This window comes from Pseudoalteromonas sp. SCSIO 43201, from assembly GCF_023716725.1.
GTDB classification, from domain to species: Bacteria; Pseudomonadota; Gammaproteobacteria; order Enterobacterales; family Alteromonadaceae; genus Pseudoalteromonas; species Pseudoalteromonas peptidolytica.
In genome coordinates this window covers 763,005-788,849 of sequence record NZ_CP072684.1, presented here as the reverse complement: position 1 = coordinate 788,849, position 25,845 = coordinate 763,005, and the positions used below count along the sequence as shown (strand labels likewise).

At 41.8% G+C, this 25,845-nt stretch carries 23 protein-coding genes; 19 read left to right on the top strand and 4 right to left on the bottom strand.

The features are described 5' to 3' along the window. Positions 1 to 378 precede the first annotated feature (378 nt). From J8Z24_RS20040 to J8Z24_RS20010, 7 genes are all read left to right on the top strand, one after another. Positions 379 to 3,060, top strand: a complete 2,682-nt coding sequence (locus tag J8Z24_RS20040; protein ID WP_252095726.1) for an amidohydrolase — start codon at positions 379 to 381, stop codon at positions 3,058 to 3,060. Positions 3,061 to 3,509: 449 nt separating this feature from the next. Then, complete coding sequence (locus J8Z24_RS20035; RefSeq protein ID WP_252095725.1) at positions 3,510 to 3,791, top strand: DDE-type integrase/transposase/recombinase; 282 nt, start codon at positions 3,510 to 3,512, stop codon at positions 3,789 to 3,791. 350 nt (positions 3,792 to 4,141) lie between these two features. Then, positions 4,142 to 4,579, top strand: a complete 438-nt coding sequence (locus tag J8Z24_RS20030; RefSeq protein ID WP_147391374.1) for a GNAT family N-acetyltransferase — start codon at positions 4,142 to 4,144, stop codon at positions 4,577 to 4,579. Positions 4,580 to 4,695: 116 nt separating this feature from the next. After that, the gene (locus J8Z24_RS20025; protein WP_125252612.1) at positions 4,696 to 5,043 is read left to right on the top strand and encodes a hypothetical protein; all 348 of its coding nucleotides are present in this window, start codon (positions 4,696 to 4,698) and stop codon (positions 5,041 to 5,043) included. Between the two features lie 474 nt (positions 5,044 to 5,517). Next, on the top strand, positions 5,518 to 6,546 hold the full coding sequence (locus tag J8Z24_RS20020) for an alpha/beta hydrolase (RefSeq protein WP_161972716.1): 1,029 nt from the start codon (positions 5,518 to 5,520) through the stop codon (positions 6,544 to 6,546). Between the two features lie 453 nt (positions 6,547 to 6,999). Continuing rightward, a complete protein-coding gene (locus J8Z24_RS20015; protein WP_252095724.1) occupies positions 7,000 to 7,266 on the top strand; it encodes a sigma factor in 267 nt (88 codons plus the stop codon). A 46-nt stretch (positions 7,267 to 7,312) separates the two neighbouring features. After that, positions 7,313 to 8,506, top strand: a complete 1,194-nt coding sequence (locus tag J8Z24_RS20010) for an MFS transporter (protein WP_252095723.1) — start codon at positions 7,313 to 7,315, stop codon at positions 8,504 to 8,506. A gap of 247 nt (positions 8,507 to 8,753) precedes the next feature. Here J8Z24_RS20010 and J8Z24_RS20005 read toward each other — a convergent pair whose 3' ends face one another. Beyond that, positions 8,754 to 9,650 (bottom strand): LysR family transcriptional regulator, encoded by an 897-nt coding sequence (locus J8Z24_RS20005; RefSeq protein ID WP_252095722.1) that lies wholly within the window; start codon positions 9,648 to 9,650, stop codon positions 8,754 to 8,756. Positions 9,651 to 9,919: 269 nt separating this feature from the next. Here J8Z24_RS20005 and J8Z24_RS20000 point away from each other — a divergent pair, with 269 nt between their 5' ends. The 3 genes from J8Z24_RS20000 to J8Z24_RS19990 all read left to right on the top strand — a co-directional run bounded on the left by J8Z24_RS20000 (position 9,920) and on the right by J8Z24_RS19990 (position 12,734). Next, complete coding sequence (locus J8Z24_RS20000) at positions 9,920 to 10,639, top strand: SDR family oxidoreductase (RefSeq protein ID WP_125252613.1); 720 nt, start codon at positions 9,920 to 9,922, stop codon at positions 10,637 to 10,639. A 457-nt stretch (positions 10,640 to 11,096) separates the two neighbouring features. Beyond that, entirely contained in the window at positions 11,097 to 12,062 is a 966-nt protein-coding gene (locus tag J8Z24_RS19995; RefSeq protein ID WP_252095721.1) for an ABC transporter substrate-binding protein, read from the top strand. Between the two features lie 174 nt (positions 12,063 to 12,236). After that, complete coding sequence (locus J8Z24_RS19990; protein ID WP_252095720.1) at positions 12,237 to 12,734, top strand: P-loop nucleotide/nucleoside kinase family protein; 498 nt, start codon at positions 12,237 to 12,239, stop codon at positions 12,732 to 12,734. A 563-nt stretch (positions 12,735 to 13,297) separates the two neighbouring features. On the opposite strand, the gene J8Z24_RS19985 is transcribed toward J8Z24_RS19990, so the two are convergent. Further along, a complete protein-coding gene (locus tag J8Z24_RS19985; RefSeq protein WP_128729941.1) occupies positions 13,298 to 13,645 on the bottom strand; it encodes a RidA family protein in 348 nt (115 codons plus the stop codon). A 124-nt stretch (positions 13,646 to 13,769) separates the two neighbouring features. After that, complete coding sequence (locus tag J8Z24_RS19980) at positions 13,770 to 14,510, bottom strand: substrate-binding periplasmic protein (RefSeq protein ID WP_252095719.1); 741 nt, start codon at positions 14,508 to 14,510, stop codon at positions 13,770 to 13,772. A gap of 246 nt (positions 14,511 to 14,756) precedes the next feature. Here J8Z24_RS19980 and J8Z24_RS19975 point away from each other — a divergent pair, with 246 nt between their 5' ends. The 6 genes from J8Z24_RS19975 (at position 14,757) to J8Z24_RS19950 (ending at position 22,126) form a co-directional block, all read left to right on the top strand. Then, the gene (locus J8Z24_RS19975; RefSeq protein ID WP_176032818.1) at positions 14,757 to 15,431 is read left to right on the top strand and encodes a GntR family transcriptional regulator; all 675 of its coding nucleotides are present in this window, start codon (positions 14,757 to 14,759) and stop codon (positions 15,429 to 15,431) included. Positions 15,432 to 15,445: 14 nt separating this feature from the next. After that, positions 15,446 to 16,324, top strand: a complete 879-nt coding sequence (prpB, locus tag J8Z24_RS19970) for a methylisocitrate lyase (RefSeq protein WP_147390584.1) — start codon at positions 15,446 to 15,448, stop codon at positions 16,322 to 16,324. 77 nt (positions 16,325 to 16,401) lie between these two features. Next, entirely contained in the window at positions 16,402 to 17,523 is a 1,122-nt protein-coding gene (prpC, locus tag J8Z24_RS19965; RefSeq protein WP_147390583.1) for a bifunctional 2-methylcitrate synthase/citrate synthase, read from the top strand. Positions 17,524 to 17,597: 74 nt separating this feature from the next. Continuing rightward, complete coding sequence (acnD, locus tag J8Z24_RS19960; protein ID WP_252095718.1) at positions 17,598 to 20,192, top strand: Fe/S-dependent 2-methylisocitrate dehydratase AcnD; 2,595 nt, start codon at positions 17,598 to 17,600, stop codon at positions 20,190 to 20,192. 2 nt (positions 20,193 to 20,194) lie between these two features. Continuing rightward, the gene (gene prpF, locus J8Z24_RS19955; protein ID WP_252095717.1) at positions 20,195 to 21,370 is read left to right on the top strand and encodes a 2-methylaconitate cis-trans isomerase PrpF; all 1,176 of its coding nucleotides are present in this window, start codon (positions 20,195 to 20,197) and stop codon (positions 21,368 to 21,370) included. Positions 21,371 to 21,526: 156 nt separating this feature from the next. Continuing rightward, complete coding sequence (locus J8Z24_RS19950; RefSeq protein WP_252095716.1) at positions 21,527 to 22,126, top strand: LysE family translocator; 600 nt, start codon at positions 21,527 to 21,529, stop codon at positions 22,124 to 22,126. A gap of 111 nt (positions 22,127 to 22,237) precedes the next feature. Here J8Z24_RS19950 and adhP read toward each other — a convergent pair whose 3' ends face one another. Continuing rightward, positions 22,238 to 23,251: an alcohol dehydrogenase AdhP gene (gene adhP / locus J8Z24_RS19945; RefSeq protein ID WP_128730200.1), complete on the bottom strand. Its 1,014-nt coding sequence runs from the start codon at positions 23,249 to 23,251 to the stop codon at positions 22,238 to 22,240. A gap of 257 nt (positions 23,252 to 23,508) precedes the next feature. On the opposite strand from adhP, the gene J8Z24_RS19940 reads away from it, so the two are divergent. The 3 genes from J8Z24_RS19940 (at position 23,509) to J8Z24_RS19930 (ending at position 25,593) form a co-directional block, all read left to right on the top strand. Next, complete coding sequence (locus tag J8Z24_RS19940) at positions 23,509 to 24,783, top strand: SAM-dependent methyltransferase (RefSeq protein ID WP_176032749.1); 1,275 nt, start codon at positions 23,509 to 23,511, stop codon at positions 24,781 to 24,783. A 107-nt stretch (positions 24,784 to 24,890) separates the two neighbouring features. Continuing rightward, positions 24,891 to 25,337: a GNAT family N-acetyltransferase gene (locus tag J8Z24_RS19935; protein WP_176032750.1), complete on the top strand. Its 447-nt coding sequence runs from the start codon at positions 24,891 to 24,893 to the stop codon at positions 25,335 to 25,337. Between the two features lie 43 nt (positions 25,338 to 25,380). Then, a complete protein-coding gene (locus tag J8Z24_RS19930) occupies positions 25,381 to 25,593 on the top strand; it encodes a DUF1289 domain-containing protein (RefSeq protein WP_176032751.1) in 213 nt (70 codons plus the stop codon). The last annotated feature ends 252 nt before the right edge of the window (positions 25,594 to 25,845 follow it).

Genomic DNA, 25,845 nt, shown 5'->3' with positions numbered 1-25,845 from the left:
ATGTGTCATATCTTGTAGTAAAAAGCTCATTGTTAACGAAATTGTGCTTCTGCCGTAATTCTCTGAAAGTCAGCGAATAACTTTGCTGCAAACTCTGCTGATGACTTTACCAAAAAACCAAAGTTTACATGTCACATGTTAAAGGAAGTGGATTGCAAGAGATGTGTAACTCTGTGTAATTTTTACTCTCCATTTCGTGTGCTACTGTATATTGTATGTATAAACTACCTAAACTCATTGCCTAATTGTTTTATTGTGACTTTGCCCTTCATTTGTAAATGTGTTCTGTGTTGTTCGCAGCCATGCTTGTGTGCTTGGCTAAAAAAAGAACTGCATTAGATGAAGAATAGACTATCTATTTCAAATTAAGGATAAAAAATGACTCATAAATGTAATCAAATATTTAACTGTGCTTGTGGCAGTAAATTATGGCAAAGCTTATTGCCAAAAGATTTTAACCCGTCTTGCGAATTGAATGATCAAACCGAAGATAACGCGACAGAGAGTTTTATTATGCACGCTATAAATGGCGGCACAATCTTAACTATGCGAGAGGGAATGAATGAAAATGTCGAAGCAATAGGTATTAAAGATGGAAAAATTTGCGCTGCAGGTAGTTTTGAAGATGTAAAAAAAGAATTCTCAGACTCAGTACCTAAGGTCGAAGAAATTGAAGGTGCAGCCACTTTAATTCCTGCATTTATTGAGCCTCATGTGCATATTATTCCCAGCGCGGTAATTAATGCAGGGTTAGATTTAAGCCCTTTTTATGGTCAGCAACTTCGGGAGAATGTGTTTCCAAAAGATAAATATAATTTTGATTGGGTTAAAAAGGTCTTGACCGAAAAAGCAGACAATATGACAGCTGGTGAAGGTTGGATTCTAGGGCATAATATGGATCCTTCATTATTCTCTTCTGGGAATAAAGTTATAAATGCGGATAAGTTAGATGGCATATCTAATTCTGTGCCGATTTATATTACAAATACATCAGGACATTTGGCATATATTAATAATGCGGCGATTAAGGTCATTGATGAACATAACATAAGCGTAGAAGCAGAAAATGGAAGTAAAAAACAAAAAAAAGTTAGTACAGGTAAAAACGGGGTACTTGAAGAACTCTCTGAAATGGTGCCAGTTTTAAAAGTTCTGATAGAAACATATGACTATGAAAACGGGAAAATTAAGCTACAAGCAAAAGAACGAATTAAACAAGAGTTCGATAAGCTGTTTGAAAGTGCGGTGTCTCATGGTAGCACATATATGTTGGATGCTGCGCTAGATGAGAAGCAAATAGAGATTTTAAAAGCGTATGCCAAAAGCTCAAAGAGTAAGGTACGCATAGGCGGTGCTTACTTGATAGATAGTTTGGATCAATTGAATACAAGCATCGGCTCTTTGGGTTTGCCCAACTCAGGTGACGAAGACTTTAATCTTTCTTTTCTAAAGCTTATAGCCGATGGTTCTTCACAAGGATTAACTGGCTATCAGTATACGCCGTATGATTGTAATGAAAATTATGAAGTGTTTGCCCATGCAGAACAGTCAGACTTCAATGAAGAAAATGAAGATAAAATAAAAAAATTAGCAGAGCAGAATATTACAGGCCTGTTTAATTATGGCTACCCAATAGAGTTTAATGGACTAATGAGAATAGCCAACAATTATGGTTGGCCGACGATGACGCATGCTAATGGCGATCACGCGATAGACAGAACGCTCAGCGCCTTTAAACAAGCTGGTATTACGAAAAACACTATAGACCAACGTCGAGACAGAATTGAGCACTGCTCCTTGCTTTCACCAAGTACCATGGCTGAAATGGAACACCTTGGCATTTCACCAAGTTTTACTATTGGGCATGTCGGTTATTGGGGGTGGAATTTTAAAAATACTATTATCGGTCAACAACGAGCAGACCAATTAGATTTATGTGCATCAGCCATTAATAACCATGGTATGCGAATAACACTTCATAGTGATTATAGTGTTACGCCTATGGGACCTTTGCGTTATATGGAGCAGGCCATCACTCGACTAATGGAAAGTGCGCCAAATCAAAGCCTGGAAGTATTAAACCCGAATGAACGACTTACGCCATTTCAAGCTCTTAAAGCGATGACTTATGATGCTGCCTGGCAATGCCACGCGGATAAATGGGTTGGATCGTTGGAAGTTGGTAAGTGCGCAGACTTCACGATTTTGGCAGAGTCACCGCTGAGGTACCAAAACCGCAAAAACATGGCTTACCCTGCACAAGGGATGCGTGATATTCCTGTGCTTAAAACTTTTAAAGGAGGTAAACAAGTATTTGTACAGCCTCAAGAATCATACCTGTCTAACATTTCCTGGGACAATCAAAACAAAGCCTTGACCTTTAAATATACAGGGCCAAAAGTTTCACCACCAAAAGGCGTTGAGGCCAAAATTTGGTATCAGCTGCAAGACGAAAATGGCGATGCATTAACTGATAAGTATACTGAGCCAATGAATAACGTGTATTTTAATCGTAAAGTTGAGATTTGTACTGAAAGTTTATCCAAATTTGATTCTGCAACCAAGTTTTATTTAGTTGCAGGTGTTTTTTTACAATCAAAAAAAGCGGATGTGATTGCAGCAAGCGCACTTATTGATAAATGCTGTGGCACATCTGAAGTGAACGATAAAACGAGCATTAACAAATTACAGCTAATGCCATCATCTGGTTCTATTAGCTTTGAGGTACCGTCAGACATTCAAAAGCCTAAAAATGGTACCTGCTGGTTGTTTATTACAGATGTTAACACCAACTATGGTTGGGATAATGGTCAGGTCGCTCCAAATTTAGAAGGGGACGGTTCAACACAAGGAACGAGCACGGATACGGGTATCTACTATTGTAAAAATCTGACAGATGAATTAATAGAAAGCCCCATTGACCTAGATTCCCTCGACCTAGAGTTAGGTAAAACCTACAAAGTAGGTATATGTTTAGGTAGTAATTATAGAATTGCGGCTTATGCAGTCACTCAGTGTGTTGATAAACCCCAACGGATTAACCCAATTGGTACTCTCTAAAAAGTAGCTTTCCATAAGTAACAATTTTTAAATTAGCCCACTCCCAATTAGAGTGGGTTTTTCATGACATGTTCAATTAAATTTATATATCAGCAACCGAGTGTAATTATTATTTTATTAGAGCGCTTTTGCATTTTTACTAAAGCAATTGTCTTATCAGTTGCACAAAACCTCCAGGTAACAACCAACTGCCCATCCCGCGAGTACTCACCGCTTGCTGTGAAACCCTTAAAAGGCGACGGCGCACAAATCTAGCAAATTGTGAATATTTGCTGGCTTAACCGAATAAACTATTTAGCGATAACCCCTTAAGCTCTGTTAACCACAGCGTCTTGCCCTGTACGATGCTTAGGCTTTGATGTTTAGAAATATGAAAACACCAATAGCTACCTTACTTTAGAGTTGTTTCGATACGAATAATAGACAATTTTGTGTAATTCTGAGTTGAAGTGAGCGTCAATCTAGCTCCATTCAATGTAGCTCTTCAGTCTAGCTATGCGACACCGAATGTGGCTGAAAATGTATTAAACAGGAAGTTTTTTGCGGCTTCTCCAAACGAGAAATGGGTGACAAATATCACGTATATATGGTGTAAAGGGCAATGGCTTTACTTTATGGCAGTGATGGACCTATTTCCTCAAGCGATAGTTAGTGGGTCATTTTATACGCAAATGACAGAATTACTGATAATAAGCGCGTTGAAAATGGCAATTGAGCGCAGAGAAATCTGAGCCGATTTGATTACACACTCGGTTAGAGATATTCAATGCAGAGTACTAATGTACCAAGGGCTTATAGGTAACATAGGAGCTACAACTAGTACTAGTAGAAGAAATAACTGTTGGGATAATGTGGTGATGGAGCCTTTTTATTCGAAATTAAACGGGAGTTAGTATTTTACTCAAATATCAGTCGCTTGAAGAAATTAAAGTGAGTATATTTGAGTGCATTGAAATATTTTATAGCCGCGTACGATTGCGTTCAGCATGAGGGTATTTAAGTCCAATGGAATACGCAAGCAGGTATGCATAAATTAAGCTGTCTACTTTTGGTAGGTAACACCAGCTTTAAGGAGAAAATCTTGGAAGTGTCACTTCGTCAAATTACAAAAGATAATTACGAAGCAGTGTGTGAGCTTGATGTATCAAAGGAGCAAGAAGAATACGTTGCTTGTAATATGTGGTCACTTGTTGAATCTATGTTTAACGATGGGTATGAAACCAGAGCAATATACTTGGAAAAAGAGCCTGTCGGCTTCTTTATGTGGGCTAAAGAGTCGATTACAAAGGTTTCAATCTGGCGGTTTATGATTGATCATAAACACCAAAAAAATGGCATTGGTCGTAAAGCGTTAGATCTTGCTTTAGCCGAAATTAAGCAGCTTGCAAACCTTAAGGAAATAGAAATTTGCTATAACCCTAAGAATCCTGTGGCTAAGGAGTTCTATTCTAGCTTTGGCTTTGTTGAGGTTGGTATGGATGAAGACAATGAAGATATGCTCGCAGTCATCAGTATTTAAAATCTAATATGTATATTAAAGGGGGACGAACAAGGCGTGGCCTGCGCATATTTTTCGCCAATTGTAACCAAACATTTTTACGCCTTTAAGCAATGCATTAGTATTTGGGGAGGCTTATGAGAGTAATTCTAGCTTTGGCAACATTATCTCTAATTGGTTGCTCCCCTATTTGGGAAGAGTTGCCGTATGAAGTTTACTATATTAATGGTATTAAAACTTTAGGTTATAGCATTGGTGAAGGTGCTTATATTGGGCGTATTCATGAGCCTGTAAATATTACCGCTAATAAAAAATATATATCAGTTTATGCTTGCCCATATCAAACTTGCTCTTTTTATTACATTGATAAAATCAAAGATCACGAGTTTGCAGAGCACGACGAATTTGTATTTGGGCCATATACAAATGAGCAATTTGCAACGTTAGTTAAAAAGTTAGGCTTGCCGAGGGTCAGCTCGGAGTGAGCAAAATGCTGAAACATGCTTTAACAAAGGAATACTACACAGTAGACTTTTGCTTATTCGTTTTGCTTCTGGCCGAATACGCCTGTAATGTCATCAATAGAATCAACTTTAAAGTCATAAAAATTATCCGATGTGATAATTTAATGCTATGTATCTTTTTTTGGTTACACGGTTAACTTTGTTAAACATGCACTATATATTCGGCATATGACAAATTCCTAAACAAAAGGACGCAAAATGACAATGGATGAAATGATGAATACTACAAGAAATATCAGCAAACCTAGTAGGATTAATAACTTCCTGTTAGAAGTTTATTTATCTCTAGATTTTTGAATAAAAATATATAACAACCGAATTTTGACAGTGTTCTTAAAGCTCGGCGTGTGCACTAGTGCTGATTATTTTATTCAATTATTTGTGTGTTAATTAGGAAGGTGTTAGCCTACTTAAATTAAATATAGGGTATTACCGTTGTTATCTAAAAGCAAAACTGTCTTAAGTTTTTGTTTATTTGTACTGTTACTTCTTAGTTTCGGTATAACTTATGAACAAGTCTCTCGAAATAATACATTATTAAAGTATCCAGCTAACGGCTCATTAGTTGATATAGGTTCTCGCTTTTTGCACATTGACTGCAGAGGGGAAGGTACGCCTATTGTTATTCTTGAATCAGGCTTAGATACTTTGGGTTCATTAAGTTGGTCAGCTGTTCATGACCAATTAGCTCAAACAACGAGAACTTGTGCTTATGATCGCGCAGGTATCATGTGGAGTGACCCTCGGCCCCGAACAAACAATTTGATGCAAGATATTGCGAGTGATTTAAATAAAGCGCTTGTTATATCGAATGAGAAACCTCCATATATTATGGTTGGTCATTCATTTGGTGGTGTATATATTACGAAATTTACTGAGCTGTTTGAAAAAAAAGTTGCTGGTATTGTGTTGATAGACTCACCTCATCCAGAGCAGATGGATTTAGTTCAAGATGTTGAAATACCATTGATTCTATCTTTAAAAAATTCAGTTTTCCAAATAGTTAAGCCCATTATGGATATAATAGGTTTAACTCGTATTATAAATAATCAGGCTAGTTTCGCTTTTCCAAATCAATCACAGTATCATTCAGAAGCTGTGAAAGCCTTTGCACCATTATCTGATCATACTTTATCTCAGGAAATTTTGAATTACTCTGTTGGTCTAAAACAAATCCGCTCACTAAGAAACTTTGGCGACAGACCTATGTTTGTTCTCGGTAACATTGTTAATTACACAAAAATGTCTGATCTACAACTTGCCAATGCAGGTTTAAGCCGTGATATTGTGCCGGCAGTAATGGAGCAAGACCGTTATATGTTTAACGACCAAGCATCATGGTCATCTAATAGTCATTTGAAATTATTCCATAACACGTCGCATTACATACAATTTGAAAAACCTACCGAAGTAATCAATACGGTGTTATTCGTTATCAGTGAGGTTAAAAGGCAAGCTGATTAGATACTGTGCCTGCGTGTATTATTGAGTTAATACTGATCTGCACTAATATTTGTTCATCATGGTTGTGTCAGGCTCTACTTAACATTGCAACGAATTGCTTCGCTTTAGCATCAAAACACTTTGAAATAAGGTTGCTGTACACGTTTTTGATTAATTATCCCCTAAATTAATAACTCCGAGTTTGGATCTAAGCTTTTTACAGCATCTTAAAAGTACAACTTTGAAAAAACGCGACAGCGAGTAGCAAGTTATGTAGAAAGCATGATTTTTGACCAGGTTATTGTTGTACCTAATTGCAGTTCGTTATTGAGAGTGATTTCTATTTGCGGTATTGTTACACGAAGCCTTACAGTATTGCCTGGATTCTCTTTCTTAGCCCGTAGTTATGTGGTTAGTAAAGATTTATCAATAACTTAGAAGTTATTTTCAGCAAAAGGCCGTAGCTCATCAGAGGTGTATACTGTATCTATGGCGGGGGCAATAGAAAAGTACCGACTAGAAGTCAGCCGATTTCTCATCAGAAAAGTTGGTTGTGCTGAAACAGCTGAAGATATCTTTCAATCGGTTGCTGAAAATATGCTAAGGCGCAACCCTGACCCTCCTATTGATGATGTGCGGGCATTTTTATATCGAGCAGCGAAGAGTGCGGCGGTTAACCAGCAACGCACTGATCGCACACTAGATGACAATCATCTTGAGGACAGATGTTTGGGTGAATAGATGAAGTCGGAAAACTGTCAAAACCTGTTGATGAAATGGAGCTCAAATGACCAGCATAAGGAATAATACTAAATCGTTGCAGGCAACATCTTTTAGCTTAAAGCCAATGATGTTTGAAACCTTTGTATGCACTATGGCAATGATGGCCTTTTCGGCCTTAGCTGCACCCATTGCTCGAGTTATAGGATTGTCAGCTTGGCAAGTAGGTGCCGCTGTAACTGTAGCTGGGTTAGCCTGGGTTATCATGGCACGGGTGTGGGGGAGACTAAGTGACAGAAAAGGTCGCCGTCCAGTGATGTTGTTCGGTCTCACTGGATTTGTGGTTAGTTACTTTATATTGGCGCTGTTTATTGATTATGCCTTACACAGTGCAATACTGCCTGTGATGGCTTTTATCGGTATTGTTGTTGGTCGAGGGATCGCTGGATTTTTTTATGCGGCGGTACCTGTAACAACGGCAGCGTTGGTAGCAGACCATATAGCACCAGATAGCCGTGCTGGTGCAATGGCTGGAGTTGGCGCTGCAAGTGCTGCTGGAATGGTGATTGGCCCTGGTCTTGCTGGTTTGCTTGGGCCAATAAGTTTAAGCTTGCCATTGTATATTACAGCCTTTTTTCCGGTTATCGCGCTGCTTGTTCTATGGCGCGTATTACCAAAAGTAGAGCTGCATGCTCAGCCATCGGCTAATACAGTAAGCCTCGGTGATAAACGTTTGCGAAGTGCTGTTGGAGTCGCATTCGTCAGCACTTTTAGTGTGGCGGTGGCGCAAATTATAGTTGGCTTTTTTGTACTTGATCAGCTCCAACTTGAACCCGCTCAAGCAGCTAGGGCTGCGGGTGTTGCTTTGGCTATTGTTGGAGTTGCATTGATTATTGCCCAGATTGTATTGCAGAAATTAACATGGCAACCAAAACAACTAATCTTGTGTGGCGGGCTCATTGCTGCTGTTGGGTTTGTAAGCGCTGTGTTGGCGGTCAATACCATGACTATTTGGGCGAGTTATGCAATAGCTGGGTTTGGTATGGGCTGGATTTATCCATCGGTCTCTGCACTGGCTGCTAATTCGGTCAACCCTACCGAACAAGGCGCGGCTGCTGGTATAGTGTCGGCTGCTCAAGGGTTGGGAATTATCAGTGGGCCGATAGTTGGTACTGGACTGTATGGCGTTGATAACACCATGCCCTACTTGCTGATTGCGAACATGCTAGTGGTGATCGTGTTTTGGGCAGCGAGACGTTAAATGTTTTAGGGGGCAGTTTATGCCCCCTAAATATCGCGCACCAGTGGCGTACCGATGAGGACAAGAGTATGACGAATTAATTAATCGTGCATTTGCTTTTCTAAAAAATACGAGTATTTATCTACTTTTAACTATTTATCCCCAGTTAAGGTTGTTTAGTATGGAAGCCTTTGGCTTTACCTAAAACTTTGTTGATAACTTATTTTGTTAAACGGTTGACTTCGGAATAACGAAGGGACGCCACTAGCTAAGTATTTAAGAAGTATGCTTTTGTAAATTCAATAAATGCAGCCAGTCTCTTAGCTTGATGTTTATCCTTGTGATAAAGAAGAGAAAACTCAACACTTGGAATATGCCATTCAGTAAACACTTCCACCAACTTTCCTTCGTCTATCGCATTTTGACAATAAATCCGAGGCACGCGTATTATCCCGAGTCCATTAAGAGCACCACTGATTAATACTTGTCCGTTTTTACAGCGTAAGGTACCGTCAATGGAGACGGAATATGATTCATTTGTTTGATGGTGCAAGTAGCGCCAATGTGCAACAGAGCCGGTTAAGCAGCAATGCATTTGCAACTCTTTTGGATGCTTAATCACCGGTTTACCAGTTAAATAATTGGGGCTTGCGAGCGTACACATTTCTATCATACATAATTGCCGTGCGACAAAACCTGAGTCTTCGAGCTTCCCCATACGAAATGCAACATCAAATTCATCGTTAATTAAGTCAACTCGATGGCTACTAAAATCAAGTTCAACAGACACTTCAGGGTGCAGTTTCATAAATTCACTAACGAGACTCGCAACGTAGACTTCACCCAAGTACCCACCAACGCTGTTGACTCGGATATTTCCCTTAAGATTATCATTATCATTAATGGCATCTACTAGGGCATATTCAATTTTTTGTATTGCGCTATGACATTGAGCAACCAGTCGTTTACCACTATCCGTTAATTTTAATGTTCTTGTTGTTCTTTGTAGCAGCGTCAAACCAGTTTGTTTTTCAAGCGCACTTACTCTTCTTGATATATGTGACCGAGAGACCTTAAGCAACTCTGCCGCGCTAGTGAAGCTACCCTGTTCAGCAACTACGGCAAAAATACGAATATCATCCAAGCTTATTTGGTCAATTATCACTAAACACTCTCCTTATTCTAAAAGATCTAATGAAGCATCATTGTTAGAGTTCAAAATCCGAGCAACTGATTAGTATTACATAGTCGTGATGTTTATTGTTGCTCAGGTGCAACAGTGTTTCAACTGAAATGATATATATGCACTAATAAACTAGCTTTAAGATAGTACCTAGTCACTCAATAGCATTAAAGCTTAATGGAAAAGCGATGGTTTATTGCTTTTCGCTACAAGATGGGTGTTCAATTTTAATCGATAAAAGGTAATCAAATATGAAAAAGCTAGTTGTTGTTACAGGTGCGAGTTCGGGTATTGGTGAAGCAATTGCACGTCAATTAAGCGCACAAGGTCACCCATTGCTGCTGCTCGCACGTCGAGTAGAAAAATTAGAAGCACTGAATTTGCCCAATACGTTGTGCGAAAAAGTTGATGTTACGGACAAACATGCTTTTACAGCAGCAATACTGAAAGCAGAGCAATTATTTGGAGAGGTCGATTTATTAATAAATAATGCGGGGGTTATGCTACTGGGACAAATTGACACTCAAGAGCCAAGTGAGTGGAAACACATGTTTGATGTGAACGTTATTGGGTTACTGAATGGTATGCAAGCCGCACTTGCCCCTATGCTAGAACGAAACACGGGAACTATTATCAACATTAGCTCTATTGCAGGTAAAAAAACATTTCCAAATCATGCGGCATACTGCGGCACTAAATTCGCTGTACATGCCATTTCTGAGAATGTAAGAGAAGAGGCTGCCTCAGCCAATGTTCGTGTAATTACGATTGCCCCAGGGCCAGTTGAAACCGAGTTGCTTTCTCATACCACTTCTGACGACATAAAAGATGGCTATGAAAACTGGAAAAAAGACATTGGTGGAGCGTTGAGTGCCGATGATGTCGCAAGAACGGTTATGTTCGCATACAACCAACCACAAAATGTATGTATTCGTGAGATAGCAATAGCACCTACTAAACAGCAACCTTGATCACAAAAGCAGTAAAGCCGCTCTCCCTTTGGTTGGATACATAAACCAGTTGTAATAAGTGCTTGTTTTAATCGCGCTAGCTTACTTGTTAGCTTAACAATAAGCGCTATTGGTTATTTGTAGACTTAACGGGAGAGGCGGTCGCGCTTAATTAATGTGATAGTTCATTCGAACAAATAAACACGCAATTGACGTGGCATGGTTATCGCGAAGTCTACCTATATTGGTAGCCATGGTAATTTAGACAATATGATTTTATAGGCATTATGAACAGTGGTTACCACAAAGCGCCGACCTGTTTGCCGAACAGTCTATATTTTTTTGAACACGTAAATCTGATCTTCGAAGTGGATGAATGTGATTTACGCATTGATGTGTGTTTGCTAATGGTTTAAGTTCACAATCTAGAGCCGAGCAGCTATAACTTAATAAATGTACACTGTTTGCTTGATTCAATATGAATACTTTACGATGTAAGCGCGTGGCTTTAGGAGGACTACTGTATTTATGTGGAGGGTTTTTTGCTCATGCAGAACCAGTACGCATCATTGTTAATGATTGGGCAAGCCAATTGGTGGTGTCTAATATTTATGCCAGCTTGCTCAAGCACGCTGGAATTCAGTCACAGTTTATTTCTTTGCCAACCGTAGGGCAGTGGTATTACTTAAAATATAACCATGCTGATGTGCAAGTTGAGGTATGGCAAGGCACAATGGAAGATAAACTAGAACAATTGCTGCATTCGGGTGATATTCAGCAGGCGGGTACGTATCCTATTTCTACACGAGAAGAGTGGTGGTATCCGGATTATGTCGCAAAATTATGCCCCAAGCTACCTGATTGGCGAGCTTTAAACGATTGTGTACATTTATTTAGCGAAGGTGGTGATCCAAGAGGTGTATATTATAACGGTCCATGGGAAAAGAACGATTCAGCGAGAATTAGAGCATTAAACCTGAATTATAGAGTCGAAAACTTACCTGACGACTTTTCACTGGTGCGCGTCCTAAAAGATGCGTACAAAAACAAAAAGCCTATTTTAATATTTAATTGGACCCCAAACTGGGTGGAAGCACGTTATGCTGGCTATTTTGTAGAGTTTCCACCTTATACAATAGAGTGTGGAACTCAGCCACAATGGGGCATTAATAAAGATTTTTTACATGACTGTGGAAACCCTCGTGATGGTTGGATAAAGAAAATAGCGTCAAGCGCGTTTGTTCGCTCACAACCGTGCGCCTTTGCGATTTTACAAAGTATGACCTTTAATTCTGACGACCTTGCACAGTTTGCTTTGCAAGTTAATATAAACGCAAAAACGAATGAAAAAGCCAGTGAAATGTGGCTTAAGCGATATCAATCACGTTGGCAAAGTTGGTTGAAACATCCAAGTTGCCAAATTTATCGCTATAGCCAGAAGTAATTGTAAAGGGGGGTTACACTTTTCGCTTAGCGTGCTATTTACAGGGGTTGCCCAAGAAGTAGGCACCACTTATAGTGGGGTAGCGATGATGTATAATTCAAAGAAAGCTAAGGCAACTCTACACAAAAGTGTTTTTTACCAATTAAGTGATTGCTAAGTACAAATGGAGAAAATATGGAAAATAAAGGAAAGCTGTTCTTTTTCTGTGGCAAGATGGGGGCGGGGAAATCGACAAAGTCTCAGACAGTCGCTACTGTAAATAATGCAATTTTAATTTCAGAAGATGATTGGTTGTCAGCGCATTATCCTTCTCAAATTCAAACTTTTGATGATTACATTCAGTACTCAAACCTCATTAAACCTTTTGTTAAATCTCATGTGCAAAACTTATTAAGTATTGGGGTTAATGTTGTTATGGATTTCCCAGCAAATACTGTCAAGCAAAGGTCATGGTTCGTATCACTATGTTCTGAAGTAAATAGTGATTATGAGCTCTGGTATCTAGCGTTAACCGACGAGCAATGTTTATCTCAAATCGCTATGCGTCGGGTAGAACAACCAGAAAGGTCAATGTTTGATACAGAAGCTGTATTTCATCATGTAACCCAATACTTTGAAGCGCCAACAGCGAGTGAAGGTCTTAATTTGGTGGCTGTGGAAAGTATCGAGTAGCGCAACATTTTCAATGGAACGTTTGGTACTATTTTGAATTAACTTCCGTGCTGTCAGTATAGTAGTTTAGCGGCTCATTACTTAACGTTAGCATAGGTAAATAGGAAATGTAGATGGTACACGCAGCATCAGGGTTGCTTTTTCCCTTACTTATTTTGCTTGCTTTATCGCTACCCATTATTCTGTTTTGGGTGTTTAAGGGGGATGGAAACCGTGGGAAAAGAGGCTTAATTGGGTTTGCTCAAATTGCTGTTTTGACGATAGCCACTTTGATGTGTTTTTCTGGTGCTAATATGGTTCAGCAAGTTGGTTTTACAATAGCGTTCATAATCTTAGTAATTATGCTGCTCACACCCATGGTATTTAAAAATCGAAATTATTAGAGCTCAAACCTGCAAGATTAAGGCAATGAAGAAATGCATCAGCTTATGCTCACTAACAGCAAATAGAATCTAATGACGTGAGGAAATCTGGGTTGGTGTTATTGCCAAGCTTTGCCGGTATCGAAGAGCCAGATATGACAGATAAGTGCAATGTTAATCGCACTTACCTTAATTTATCAGCTAGATTTCTGCAGCGACTACCGAAATCTCAACAAGCAAAGCATCACGAGCCATGCTCGCTTCAACACAAGCACGTGCAGGTGCATACCCTTGCGGTACCCACGCATCCCATACTTCGTTCATTTCAGCAAAATATTTCATGTCTTTAATATAAATTGTTGCAGAAAGGATGTGCTTGCGGTCGCTGCCCGCCTGAATAAGCAGTTCGTCAACTTTTTCAAGCATGGTCTCGGTTTGTTCTTTTATCCCTTGCTCGGCATCTTTACAGACTTGACCACATAGATAAATTGTCCCGTTATGTTTAACTATGCGGCTCATTCGTTGTTTAGTTTCAATACGTTCTATCAAGTTTTTTCCTTGGTTATTTGGTAACGTGAGTAAATTAAGAGTAGCTAATACTACTCTTTTTCTAGAAGATGGACTACCTGACCATTGGTATCGTGAGCAAGACGTGAAGCTGCAGCTCTAGCCATCAATGCGTTATTTTATATTTAGCATAAATGGCCTTTATTTTGCCGTCATTAATCATGCGGCTCAGCGCCGTGTTTATTTCCAGATTTAGCTGTGTCAAATGAGGTTGGAAGCGCATGTGCACCGGCAAGCGGCTTATTCTAAAGCAAGGGGAAAAATCACGATATTTAGGTTGCTGAGAGATATAATAATCCGCGGTTTCTGCGCCAATCATAATATAATCTAGACGGTTATGCTCAAGCTGCGCGAGGAGTTCTTTTTCAGAAATATTCTCGTAAATGGAGATCTTATCTTTGCCTAGGTGCTCTTCGAATGTGTCATAGTGGTACCCTCTTACCTTGCCGACGAGCGCACCATAAAAGTGTTCAGGTTGTTGCTTTCCCTTGCAGTTTGCTTTTCGTCCTAATAGCACCTCTGTTGAAAACGCGTAGTTAATACTATATATGCCGGGTACTCTAGCGGCTTTACGCCAAACTGGGTTTACGCCGGGTTCGATATCTACATTACCACCATCAAAGTAACGTTGTCCTCTGGCGACAGAAAGTGGAATAAAGTTAAATTGATGTGAGGTCAGGTTGCTCAGCTCCTGAAAAATGTCGACAAATATGCCTGTTGGTTTGCCTTTCTCTTCAAAATAATAGGGTGGGTTTGCGCCATGATACACCAACACAGAATAAGACTGTGCGTTGGCAAGGCCTGTTGCCAGCAGAAATATTGTTGTGATGAGGGGGTAACGCCACATTGCTAATGGTCAGCCTTTTGTCCTATTACATATCATAATATGCAGAATTGTTATCCTGCGCAATGAATGTTGTCGTTACCTCTGTACGTGATGAATGAATCAACGGTAAGTTTTAATACATCATAAAATTGGTGAATAGTGTCTATATTAAGAATTGTCGACAATTTGTATTTTTGTTAGTTGACGTTAACGTCAACTAACACTATATTGTCTACAACTTAAAAAACGATGACTGACTAACTAATGATGAGCTTTCTAGACGAACAAGCAGTTACTTCTTCTGATAAAGCATTCTTTCGTATGAGAAAGGAAATTGTCGAAGGAGAGATAGCTGCTGGTTCCAAGCTCAGCGAAATGGAATTGTCGACAAAATACGAGGTCAGTAGAGCGGTTGTTCGTGAGGCAATTAATCGTTTGGAGTCATGTCACTTGGTTGAACGTAAAGCCAACGTTGGAGCACGTGTTGTTACCCTTACACCAGAAGGTTTGATGGAGCTTTATCAAATTCGAGAGGCGCTGGAGGGGATGGCAGCAAGACTGGCTGCACAGTACATGACCGAGGGTGAAGTACAAGATTTAGAAGGTCTTCTGTCGAGCCAATTCGATGAGGTCAAAAATCAACACTCTTACTATCAGGAAGCGGGTGACCTTGATTTTCATTACCGCATTATCCTTGGCAGTAAAAATGCTAGCCTCATCTCTATGCTGGTCAATGGTTTATATCACTTAGTGCGCATGTATCGCGTACAGTTAGGGATGGCAGGGCCTCGGGTTACCACTGCATTTGACGAGCATAAACATATTGTTCGTGCAATCAGTAACCGCGACCCAGAGCTGGCAGAAATATTGATGCGTCGACATATTCAATATTCTAAAAATAATATCGCAGCCAAGTTAGCAAGCAATCAATCACATATATAAGAGAGAACATCATCATGAGCGCAGGAAAAAAATTTCGTGAGGCACTAAAAGCCAATAAGCCGTTACAAATTGTCGGAACTATTAATGCTTACAGCGCGATAATGGCAAAAAAGATTGGCCATCAAGCTATTTATCTTTCAGGTGGTGGCGTTGCTAATGCCTCATATGGTTTGCCTGACTTAGGAATGACATCTTTAAATGATGTAATTGCTGATGTAAGTCGAATTACTTCTGCCTGTGATCTTCCTTTGATGGTTGACATTGATACTGGCTGGGGCGGTGCATTTAACATTGCTAAAACCGTTCGAGATATGGAAAAAGCAGGGGCTGCAGCGGTACACATGGAAGACCAAGTGGCGCAAAAGCGTTGTGGTCACCGCCCGAATAAAGAAATCGTGTCGACAGAAGAAATGGTTGACCGTATTAAAGCAGCAGTCGATGCGCGCACCGATCCTGACTTTTTCATCATGGCAAGAACAGATTCTTTTGCACAAGAAGGGCTAGAGGCGGCAATTGAGCGTGCAAAAGCTTATGTTGCAGCAGGCGCGGATGGCATTTTTGCAGAAGCGGTACAAACAGAAGAACACTATCGCGCATTCAGCGAAGCACTTGATGTGCCCATCCTCGCGAATATCACTGAGTTTGGCAAGACTGAGCTTTGGAATAAGGCTGAGCTAGGAGAGTGGGGGGTAGACATGGTGCTTTACCCATTGAGTGCGTTCAGAGCGATGAATAAAGCGGCAGAGTTGGTATATCAGTCCATTTTAGAAAACGGTGACCAAAAAGCGGTACTCGATACCATGCAAACCCGTATGGATTTGTATGATTACCTTGGTTATCACGAGTATGAGCAAAAGCTCGATGCACTTTTCGCCGAAGGTAAAAATAAGTAAAAAATTAAAGCTGCTGGGGTTACTCAGCAGCACAAAATATCAATACCCAGCAGGTAAAAAATTCAGGAGACAATAATATGGCTAAAGTACTAAGTGGCGCGGGCCTTCGTGGTCAAGTAGCGGGAAAAACAGCACTATCAACGGTAGGTAAGTCGGGCTCAGGTTTGACTTATCGTGGTTACGATGTAAAGGACCTAGCTGAAAATTGTCAGTTTGAAGAGGTGGCTCATCTTATCCTTAAAGGTAACTTACCAAATCAAACTGAACTGGACGCATATAAAAGTGAGCTAAAAGCAATGCGCGGTTTGCCGCAGGCGTTAAAAGAAGTATTAGAACGTATTCCTGCTGACGCACACCCGATGGACGTATTACGTACTGGCTGTTCAATGCTTGGCAACCTTGAAGGTGAAGCAAGCTTTGACGAGCAAGGTAAAGTAACCGACCGCATGTTAGCGAGCTTCCCAAGTATTATTTGCTACTGGTATCGTTTTAGCCATGATGGCGTTCGTATCGACGTGGAGACGGATGACGACTCAATTGGTGCTCATTTCTTACACCTACTTCATGGTGAAAAGCCAAGTGAGCTGCATGAGCGCGTAATGCACGTGTCGCTTATCCTTTATGCCGAGCACGAGTTTAACGCATCAACCTTTACCGCCCGTGTTTGTGCTTCAACGCTTTCTGATATGCACTCATGTATTACTGGTGCGATTGGTTCTCTACGCGGCCCACTTCACGGTGGTGCAAACGAAGCGGCAATGGAAATGATTGAGCGCTTTGAATCTGCGGATCACGCAGAGCAAGAAATGATGGGCATGCTTGAGCGTAAAGAAAAGATCATGGGCTTTGGTCACGCTATCTATTCAGAGTCAGACCCTCGTAACGAAATCATCAAACGCTGGTCTGAAAAGCTAGCAGCAGATGTGGGGGATACTGTACTTTACCCCGTGTCTGTACGCTGTGAAGAAGTAATGTGGCGCGAGAAAAAGCTATTCTGTAATGCCGATTTCTTCCATGCTTCAGCATACAACTTTATGAAAATCCCAACTAAATTGTTCACTCCAATCTTCGTTATGTCACGCTTAACAGGTTGGGCTGCACACGTTATGGAGCAGCGCGCGGACAACCGTATCATTCGTCCATCAGCAGAATACACTGGCGAAGAATTACGTCCGGTTCCTGCTATTTCTGAGCGTTAAACGAGCACGACTCAAGTCTATTCTGGCGGTCGTCATGGCCGCCTGTTCTCCGTCACAGATTGTTGGAAGTTGTTATGAATACTCAATTCCGTAAACGTTTACCTGATTCTGAGCTTTGCTATTACGATACAAAAGAGGCAATAGAAGCCATAAAATCAGGTAGCTACGAGACTTTACCTTATACCTCACGTGTTCTTGCTGAAAACTTAGTGCGCCGCGCTGAGCCTGAAAAACTCAATGATTATCTTGAACAAATTATTGAACGTCGTCGCGATTTGGACTTTCCGTGGTTTCCTGCTCGTGTAGTTTGCCATGATATTTTGGGTCAAACTGCATTAGTCGACCTTGCGGGTTTACGTGATGCTATCGCTGAAAAAGGCGGAGATCCAGCTAAAGTCAACCCTGTTGTGCCGACTCAGCTGATTGTCGATCACAGCTTGGCAGTAGAGCATGCTGGTTATGAAGAAGATGCGTTTGAGAAAAACCGCGCGATTGAAGACCGTCGAAATGACGACCGTTTTCACTTTATCAACTGGACTAAAACGGCATTTAAAAACGTCGATGTGATCCCGCCGGGCAATGGTATTTTGCACCAAATCAACTTAGAAAAGATGTCACCGGTTATTCAAGCGCGCGACGGTGTTGCTTTTCCAGATACACTTGTTGGTACCGACAGCCACACGCCACACGTAGATGCACTCGGCGTTATTGCCGTTGGCGTGGGTGGCCTTGAAGCGGAAAGCGTGATGCTTGGTCGGGCGTCCTACATGCGATTGCCTGATATTGTCGGGGTTGAAATCATTGGTAAACGCCAACCGGGGATCACCGCAACGGATATCGTATTGGCGATTACTGAATTTTTGCGTAAGGAGCGCGTCGTTTCTAGCTACTTAGAATTCTTCGGTGAAGGTACGCAAGACCTTAATTTAGGTGACCGTGCGACAATTTCAAACATGACACCAGAGTATGGCGCAACCGCGGCCATGTTCTACATCGATGAGCAAACCATTGATTATTTGAAGCTCACAGGCCGTGATGACGAGCAAATCAAGTTGGTGGAAAAATACGCTAAGTTAACTGGGCTTTGGGCTGATTCTTTACAAAAAGTGCAGTATGAGCGTGTACTTAAGTTCGATTTGTCGACAGTGACGCGTAATATAGCAGGGCCGTCAAATCCACATCGCCGCGTTGCAACTAACGATCTTGCCAATCAAGGTATCGTCAAAGAGATTGAAGCGCCACAAGATGGTTTGATGCCAGATGGTGCGGTGATCATTGCTGCTATCACCAGCTGCACTAACACCAGTAATCCACGCAATGTAGTTGCCGCAGGCTTACTAGCACGTAATGCCAATAAATTAGGTCTTGCTCGTAAACCTTGGGTGAAAACGTCTTTTGCACCGGGTTCAAAAGCGGTACGCTCTTATATGGAAGAGGCAAAGCTCCTGCCTGAGCTTGAGCAGCTCGGTTTTGGTGTCGTTGCTTTTGCTTGTACAACTTGTAATGGCATGAGTGGTGCACTTGACCCGAAAATCCAACAAGAAGTGATTGACCGTGATTTGTATTCAACCGCGGTGTTATCGGGTAACCGTAACTTTGACGGTCGAATTCACCCCTATGCAAAGCAAGCCTTCTTAGCTTCACCGCCTTTGGTTGTGGCTTATGCAATTGCAGGCACTGTGCGTTTTGATATTGAAAATGGCGTGCTTGGTCGTGACCAAGAAGGTAATCCGGTCACACTTAAAGATATCTGGCCAAGCGATGAAGAAATCGATGCGGTGATCAAAGAAAGCGTAAAACCAGAGCAGTTCCGCGCCGTTTATGAACCAATGTTTGACCTCACGGTAGACTATGGTGAAGACAACGACCCTCTTTATCAGTGGCGTCCAACGAGTACTTATATTCGTCGCCCTCCTTATTGGGAAGGGGCACTGGCGAGTGAGCGTACCATGAAAGGCATGCGTCCATTAGCGATTTTAGGCGATAACATCACGACGGATCATTTGTCACCATCGAATGCGATTTTGGCAAGTAGTGCGGCGGGTGAATATCTGGCCAAAATGGGTTTACCAGAAGAAGATTTCAACTCATACGCGACACACCGAGGTGATCACTTAACGGCGCAGCGTGCGACATTCGCCAACCCCAAACTGTTAAACGAAATGGTGGTAGAAAACGGTGAAGTAGTACAAGGTTCACTGGCGCGTGTTGAGCCTGAAGGCAAAGTCACCAGAATGTGGGAAGCCATCGAAACCTACATGGAGCGTAAGCAACCGCTGATCATCGTTGCTGGCGCGGATTACGGCCAAGGTTCGTCTCGTGACTGGGCTGCAAAAGGTGTACGTTTGGCTGGAGTTGAAGTTATCGCAGCAGAAGGCTTTGAGCGTATTCACCGTACCAACTTAATCGGTATGGGAGTATTACCGCTTGAGTTTAAAGCGGGCACAACCCGTAAAACGCTTGAACTCGATGGTACAGAAACCTATGACGTTGAGGGGGAACCGGCACCAGGTGCTACTTTAACTCTTGTGATTAATCGTCAAAGTGGTGAGCGTGTAGAGGTGCCTGTGACTTGTCGCTTAGATACCTTTGAAGAAGTATCTATTTACTCTGCTGGCGGCGTGTTACAACGCTTTGCTCAAGACTTCCTTGAAGCGGAAGGTGTGTAACCATGAGTCAATTTAAGCCGCAAATTAAAATTCCCGCCACTTATATGCGTGGTGGCACCTCTAAAGGGGTGTTCTTCAATTTAATGGATTTACCCGAGTACGCGCAGCAACCGGGTGAAGCGCGAGATAACTTGCTGTTACGTGTAATTGGCAGCCCAGATCCCTATGGTAAACATACCGATGGTATGGGGGGAGCCACTTCCAGTACCAGTAAAACAGTGATCTTAAGTAAAAGCGACAAAGCCGACCATGATGTGAATTATCTTTTTGGTCAGGTTGCTATCGACAAACCATTTATTGATTGGAGCGGAAACTGTGGCAATTTAACGGCTGCAGTGGGGGCATTTGCAATCAGCAATGGCTTAGTCGACGCGCATAAAGTGCCAGAGAACGGTGTTGCTGTCGTTAAAATCTGGCAGGCGAATATTAGCAAAACCATAGTGGCGCATGTTCCTATCAGCAATGGAGAAGTGCAAGAGACGGGCGATTTTGAACTGGATGGCGTAACTTTCCCAGCAGCAGAAGTGGTGGTTGAGTTTATGGATCCAAGCGACCCAGATGTTGATATGTTTCCGTCGGGCAATCTCGTCGATACGTTAACTGTGCCTGATGAAGGCACCTTTGAAGTGACCATGATTAGTGCCGGGATCCCAACGCTTTTTTTCCGTGCTGCCGATTTAGGTTATGAAGGTACAGAGTTACAAGAAGCGATTAATGGAGACTCAGCGGTACTTGAGCGATTTGAAAAGATCCGTGCCTATGGCGCAGTGAAAATGGGGTTGATAGGTCATATTGACGAAGCGAAAGTTCGCCAACATACCCCCAAAATTGCTTTTGTTGCACCCGCTAAATCTTATGCTGCATCGAGCGGTAAAGCGGTGGAAGCCAATACCATCGACTTAAACGTTCGTGCCTTATCTATGGGTAAACTGCACCATGCGATGATGGGCACAGCCGCTGTGGCGATAGCAACCGCGGCGGCAATTCCTGGCACCCTAGTTAACGAAGCTGCAGGTGGCGGTGATCTTAACTCAGTGACCTTTGGGCACCCATCAGGCACCTTAAAGGTTGGCGCGCAAGCACAGCAAGAGTCTGGCCGTTGGCAAGCTAAAAAAGCCGTCATGAGCCGCAGCGCTCGCGTGCTAATGGAAGGCTTTGTTCGCGTCCCAGAGGCGTAACTCCACACTTAATTAAAGGCTCTGTTCCCAAGAGCCTTATTCTCAATATAAGAAAACTCCCGAGTTATTGCTTGGTCGTGAAGGTGTGCCAGTCGCTTGGCTACGTCTGTGGTATCTATCAAGCGAACTCGTAATATAAAAAATCATAAGGATAAGATGATGTTCGAAGCTCTACTTTCTGTGGGAATTACAACTGCGGTGTTGCTTGGCTCACCAGGGCCTGCGCCGCTAGCACTTGCGGCAGCTGGCGCCAGCCAAGGTGTGAAAAAAGGTTTCCCGTTCTTAGCTGGTATTTTGGCGGGATTGTTAGTAGCAGTGATTTGTGCGGCTACGGGAGTGGCTGGATTGCTGGTAAGTCAGCCTCAGGTGACGCTCGTGCTAAAGTGGCTTGCAGCGGCCTACTTAATTTACGTCGCCTATAAAATTGCAGCAAACAACTCGGCGCTTGATAAAACTGGCGCACAGCTACCTAGCTTTAAAGATGGGTTTATTTTAAACCTCCTTAACCCCAAAGCTTACGCGGCTTGTATCGCTATTTTTGCAACTGCTTCAGTGCCTGCAAGTTCAAATCTAGTTGCTACTTTGCTTGCTGCCAGTATTTGCTATGTGGTGGCGATAGTGGTCGACACAATGTGGCTGGCATTAGGTGGTGTGATTTTTAAAACATTGAAAGATGAGACCGTGCTAAAGCGTGTTCGATATGGTTTTTCATTAACGTTAGTACTGCTGGTACTGTATGGGTTATTTTTTGCGTAGAAAGTATTAATACTCATATGACATGATTCAAACATGGAATAACAACTGGCGCGCCCAAGCTGTTATTCCTTATTGTGCTAAATGGAATCGTGTTCAGCACGCCTGCACAGGTTAGTCAAAGGTAAGCACAACTCTTCCGTTAATCTCGCTGTTAAGCATATCATCGAATATATCATTGATTTGCTCAAGTGGTTTGGTTTCAATAATGGCCTTTACTTTGCCCTCAGCGGCAAACTGTAAGCATTCAGTGAGATCTTGACGGGTACCCACGATACTACCAACTACACTGATACCTTTAAGTACAGTATCAAAAATCGGGATTGGCATTTCTTCAGGTGGTAAGCCAACTAAAACGCATGTACCTCCACGCTTTACGCTGTTAAATGATGTCGTAAAGGCTGGCTTTGAGACCGCGGTACAAATTACGGCTTGGACGCCGCCAAGTTGCTTTTGCATCTTTTGTGCGGGGTCATGGTGTTGAAAGTCGATACATAAATCAGCGCCAAGCTCCTTTGCAAGCGCTAACTTTGATTCACCGGTGTCCACTGCAACCACATTTAGCCCCATGGCTTTGGCATATTGCACAGCTAAGTGACCGAGGCCACCAACACCAATAATAGCCACCCACTCTCCCGGTTTGGCTTGTGATACTTTTAACGCTTTATAGGTAGTGACACCCGCACAAAACAATGGCGCAGCATCAACAAACGATAGGCCTGCTGGAATTTTTATGACGTAGTTTGCGTCAGCTTTGCAAAATTGAGCATATCCGCCATCCACAGAGTAACCACTATTTAGTTGATCTGGACATAAGTTTTCATCGCCTTTGAGGCAGTGCTCGCAGTGACCACAGGCACTATGCAGCCAAGGTATGCCGACTCTATCTCCAATGGCCAGATGTTTGACATCGTCAGCTTTTGCGATAATCGTACCAACACCCTCATGACCGGGTACTAGTGGTAATTTTGGTTTTACCGGCCAATCACCGTGACACGCATGTAAGTCTGTATGGCAGACACCGCAGGCGGCAATTTCTACAATGACCGACCCTTGGGTGAGCTCAGGCTTTTCAACTTCTTGAATTTCTAGTGGCTGTTTAAATTGATGCACTAACGCAGCTTTCATCATGTTGCTCCTTGATTGGGTGGCTAAATATAGTTAATCTGAGTTGCTGACAATACCAAGTTAAATCCCAAAACAGTATGTTGTGTAACTTTCTGCAAGCCTCAGAGTACTCAGTTTAACAGCAGTTGCAGCGCCATCATTGATCAGAAACAAAAACAGAGTTGATCTAAAAAACAATATAAGAAAAGGGTCAAAGATACTGTAAAGTAGTGTTTTAGTGCTTTAATAATGTATCTGAGCGTACTTCAAGGAAAACAATGGAACTTCAAGAATTTAAGCGGGATTTGCTGAATAGCATTTTTGCCGCGAACAAACATACTGCAAATTTAAGTGTGTTATTTCAAGCATTCACTCAAGTTCTAGGTGAACTGACAGGCATTGAAACTGAGTTTGATATGAATGATTGGAGTAATGTGAACACCGAGTTTGGCGTTGCAATTTCCCCTGTGCAAGCAGCTAAGTGCACTCAAGAACAATTGCGAAGCCTTGTCTTTATGCAGGGGGTAAAAGCTGCGATAGAAGACAAGCTAAACCAAGGCTTATCTGAAGTACGTATTTTATACGCAGGTACAGGCCCCTATGCAACCTTGCTTGTTCCTTTACTCGCTATGCTCCCCGACTTACCAGTTCGAGCAACATTACTCGACATACATAAAGAGAATGTTTCAGCAGTACAGCAACTTATTGATAAGCTGGATGTTGTACATTGCATTGATGAAGTGGTGTGCACCGATGCACTAAAATGGCAGCCAAGAGATGCAGAGAAATTCGATATTATTATTTCGGAAACGATGACGGCCCTCCTAAAAAGGGAGCCACAAGTATGGATCTTTAAGCATTTATTCCCATATTTGCAAGAAGATGGCGTGTTGATCCCCGAGTCGATAGCGCTTTTTGCCACATTAAAAAGAAGCGATGCTGAGGTTCAAGTCGGTGAGTTTTTTAATTTGCAGCGCGCAACCGTTAAAAAATTAAGTGAAGGAGATAGCTCGGTATTGACTGGAACGTTAACGATCCCTGAGGAGTATGAGCCAGGCGACGGCTTTAAGTTGAATACGCATATTACTGTGTATAAAGAGCACATGCTCGGTGAGCATGAGAGTAGTCTTAACGTTCCTTTTACTATTCCATGTGAAGCTACGAATTTATCAGTTGGTGCAGAAGTGAAGTACCAGTACTGTAATAACAGCTCACCTGAGTTCATATTTGATTTCCCCAAACCTCCCAAGTTTATACAAACTCAACAGATAGCTCCTTTAGACGAAAAGAGTGCGCTGGGATTGGTTGGGCTCTTAAGCATGTTTCAACACTCGCAACTAAAAAAACATAGGAAATCCATAGAAATGCCTGAAGCAGTTTGGGTGTGTCTGCAAACGCTGTGTGATGAGCTTAATATATCGCTTCAAAACTACCTAGCAACGCTTTATCAATCAGCGAGCATTGATACACTTGAAGCTTGGTTGGTGACGCAAGATACGAGATTGAACAATGCGGATTTTATCAATGATCTGAATGCGAAATTGCTTAAGTAATGGTTATATTCACGGCTCAATGACGGTGGCACAGGTTTGATGTGCCTCGTCGTGTCAAGAGGAAATAAGAGAAGTTAACTAACTATCCTAAATTCAGGTTAAAGAAGATGATAAAGCTAGTACCAAGTAAGTTTGTAGAATTGGCAATTTTATGTGAAATGGAAAGCGCGCAGGAAAATACAGAGTTTATTTTGAGTAGTACACTAACGGCTCATCAACAATTGTTTATTGAGCCTAATGTCTATTATTTGAATATACAGGACGGAGATGAGATAGTTGGTTTTATACTTTTGGCTGCTGAACCAGATAAAAATAGCGTCGAATTTCGCCGTATTGTTGTTAGCAAAAAAGGAATGGGTATTGGGCAAAAAGCGCTGCAGCTGATGGAAGCGTATGTATTAGTTGAATTACAGATGGTACGTATTTGGTTGGATGTGTTTGCCAAAAATAAGCGAGCATTACACATTTATCAAAAACAAGGGTACAGTCAATTTGATTCACTACAACACAATAATAAAACTTTACTATTATTAGAAAAGGATCTTGTCAAATAGTACACTCGAGGTATCGATTTTAGGGATGTTTTAGGAACCTTTGATGGCAAATTTAAATGATTACTTTATCCACTCCCCTTGCGTAAGGCAGTGCTGTTTGGACGATAACGATGTGTGTGTTGGCTGTTTTAGGACACTGCAAGAAATCACCAGCTGGAGTCGCTTTAGCGAAGACGAAAAGCGAGAAGTCATTGTTAACTGCACAAAGCGAATGCACACATCAGAAACTAAAACACACCACCCGTCTAAGCGCTAACCATACTATTGCAAAAAAGTGAACGCAGTAGTAAGTGATAACAGCTGCTAAAGAACAAGTTATACCAATTTTCTTAATTAAGTGGTCTATTTTGAGGTGAGAAAATCTTATCGATAACCCCGCTACCGCGTCCTGCTCACGCCGAGGTACCTACGTCCTGTAGGCAAGGCAAAAATTTTGCTATTTAGTTGTTCTAAATAAGAAATTTTTAACGCTGTTAGCGTCAGATTTACTCCTTCAAATTGAGCAAGT

Bases quoted from the DNA above. Each gene is read 5' to 3' on its own strand.
- J8Z24_RS20040 (WP_252095726.1), top strand. From the start codon at position 379: ATGACTCATAAATGTAATCAAATATTTAACTGTGCTTGTGGCAGTAAA.
- J8Z24_RS20025 (WP_125252612.1), top strand. From the start codon at position 4,696: ATGAGAGTAATTCTAGCTTTGGCAACATTATCTCTAATTGGTTGCTCC.
- J8Z24_RS20010 (WP_252095723.1), top strand. From the start codon at position 7,313: ATGACCAGCATAAGGAATAATACTAAATCGTTGCAGGCAACATCTTTT.
- J8Z24_RS20000 (WP_125252613.1), top strand. From the start codon at position 9,920: ATGAAAAAGCTAGTTGTTGTTACAGGTGCGAGTTCGGGTATTGGTGAA.
- J8Z24_RS19995 (WP_252095721.1), top strand. From the start codon at position 11,097: ATGAATACTTTACGATGTAAGCGCGTGGCTTTAGGAGGACTACTGTAT.
- J8Z24_RS19990 (WP_252095720.1), top strand. From the start codon at position 12,237: ATGGAAAATAAAGGAAAGCTGTTCTTTTTCTGTGGCAAGATGGGGGCG.
- J8Z24_RS19980 (WP_252095719.1), bottom strand. From the start codon at position 14,510: ATGTGGCGTTACCCCCTCATCACAACAATATTTCTGCTGGCAACAGGC.
- J8Z24_RS19975 (WP_176032818.1), top strand. From the start codon at position 14,757: ATGAGCTTTCTAGACGAACAAGCAGTTACTTCTTCTGATAAAGCATTC.
- prpB (WP_147390584.1), top strand. From the start codon at position 15,446: ATGAGCGCAGGAAAAAAATTTCGTGAGGCACTAAAAGCCAATAAGCCG.
- prpC (WP_147390583.1), top strand. From the start codon at position 16,402: ATGGCTAAAGTACTAAGTGGCGCGGGCCTTCGTGGTCAAGTAGCGGGA.
- acnD (WP_252095718.1), top strand. From the start codon at position 17,598: ATGAATACTCAATTCCGTAAACGTTTACCTGATTCTGAGCTTTGCTAT.
- prpF (WP_252095717.1), top strand. From the start codon at position 20,195: ATGAGTCAATTTAAGCCGCAAATTAAAATTCCCGCCACTTATATGCGT.
- J8Z24_RS19950 (WP_252095716.1), top strand. From the start codon at position 21,527: ATGATGTTCGAAGCTCTACTTTCTGTGGGAATTACAACTGCGGTGTTG.
- adhP (WP_128730200.1), bottom strand. From the start codon at position 23,251: ATGAAAGCTGCGTTAGTGCATCAATTTAAACAGCCACTAGAAATTCAA.
- J8Z24_RS19940 (WP_176032749.1), top strand. From the start codon at position 23,509: ATGGAACTTCAAGAATTTAAGCGGGATTTGCTGAATAGCATTTTTGCC.
- J8Z24_RS19935 (WP_176032750.1), top strand. From the start codon at position 24,891: ATGATAAAGCTAGTACCAAGTAAGTTTGTAGAATTGGCAATTTTATGT.
- J8Z24_RS19930 (WP_176032751.1), top strand. From the start codon at position 25,381: ATGGCAAATTTAAATGATTACTTTATCCACTCCCCTTGCGTAAGGCAG.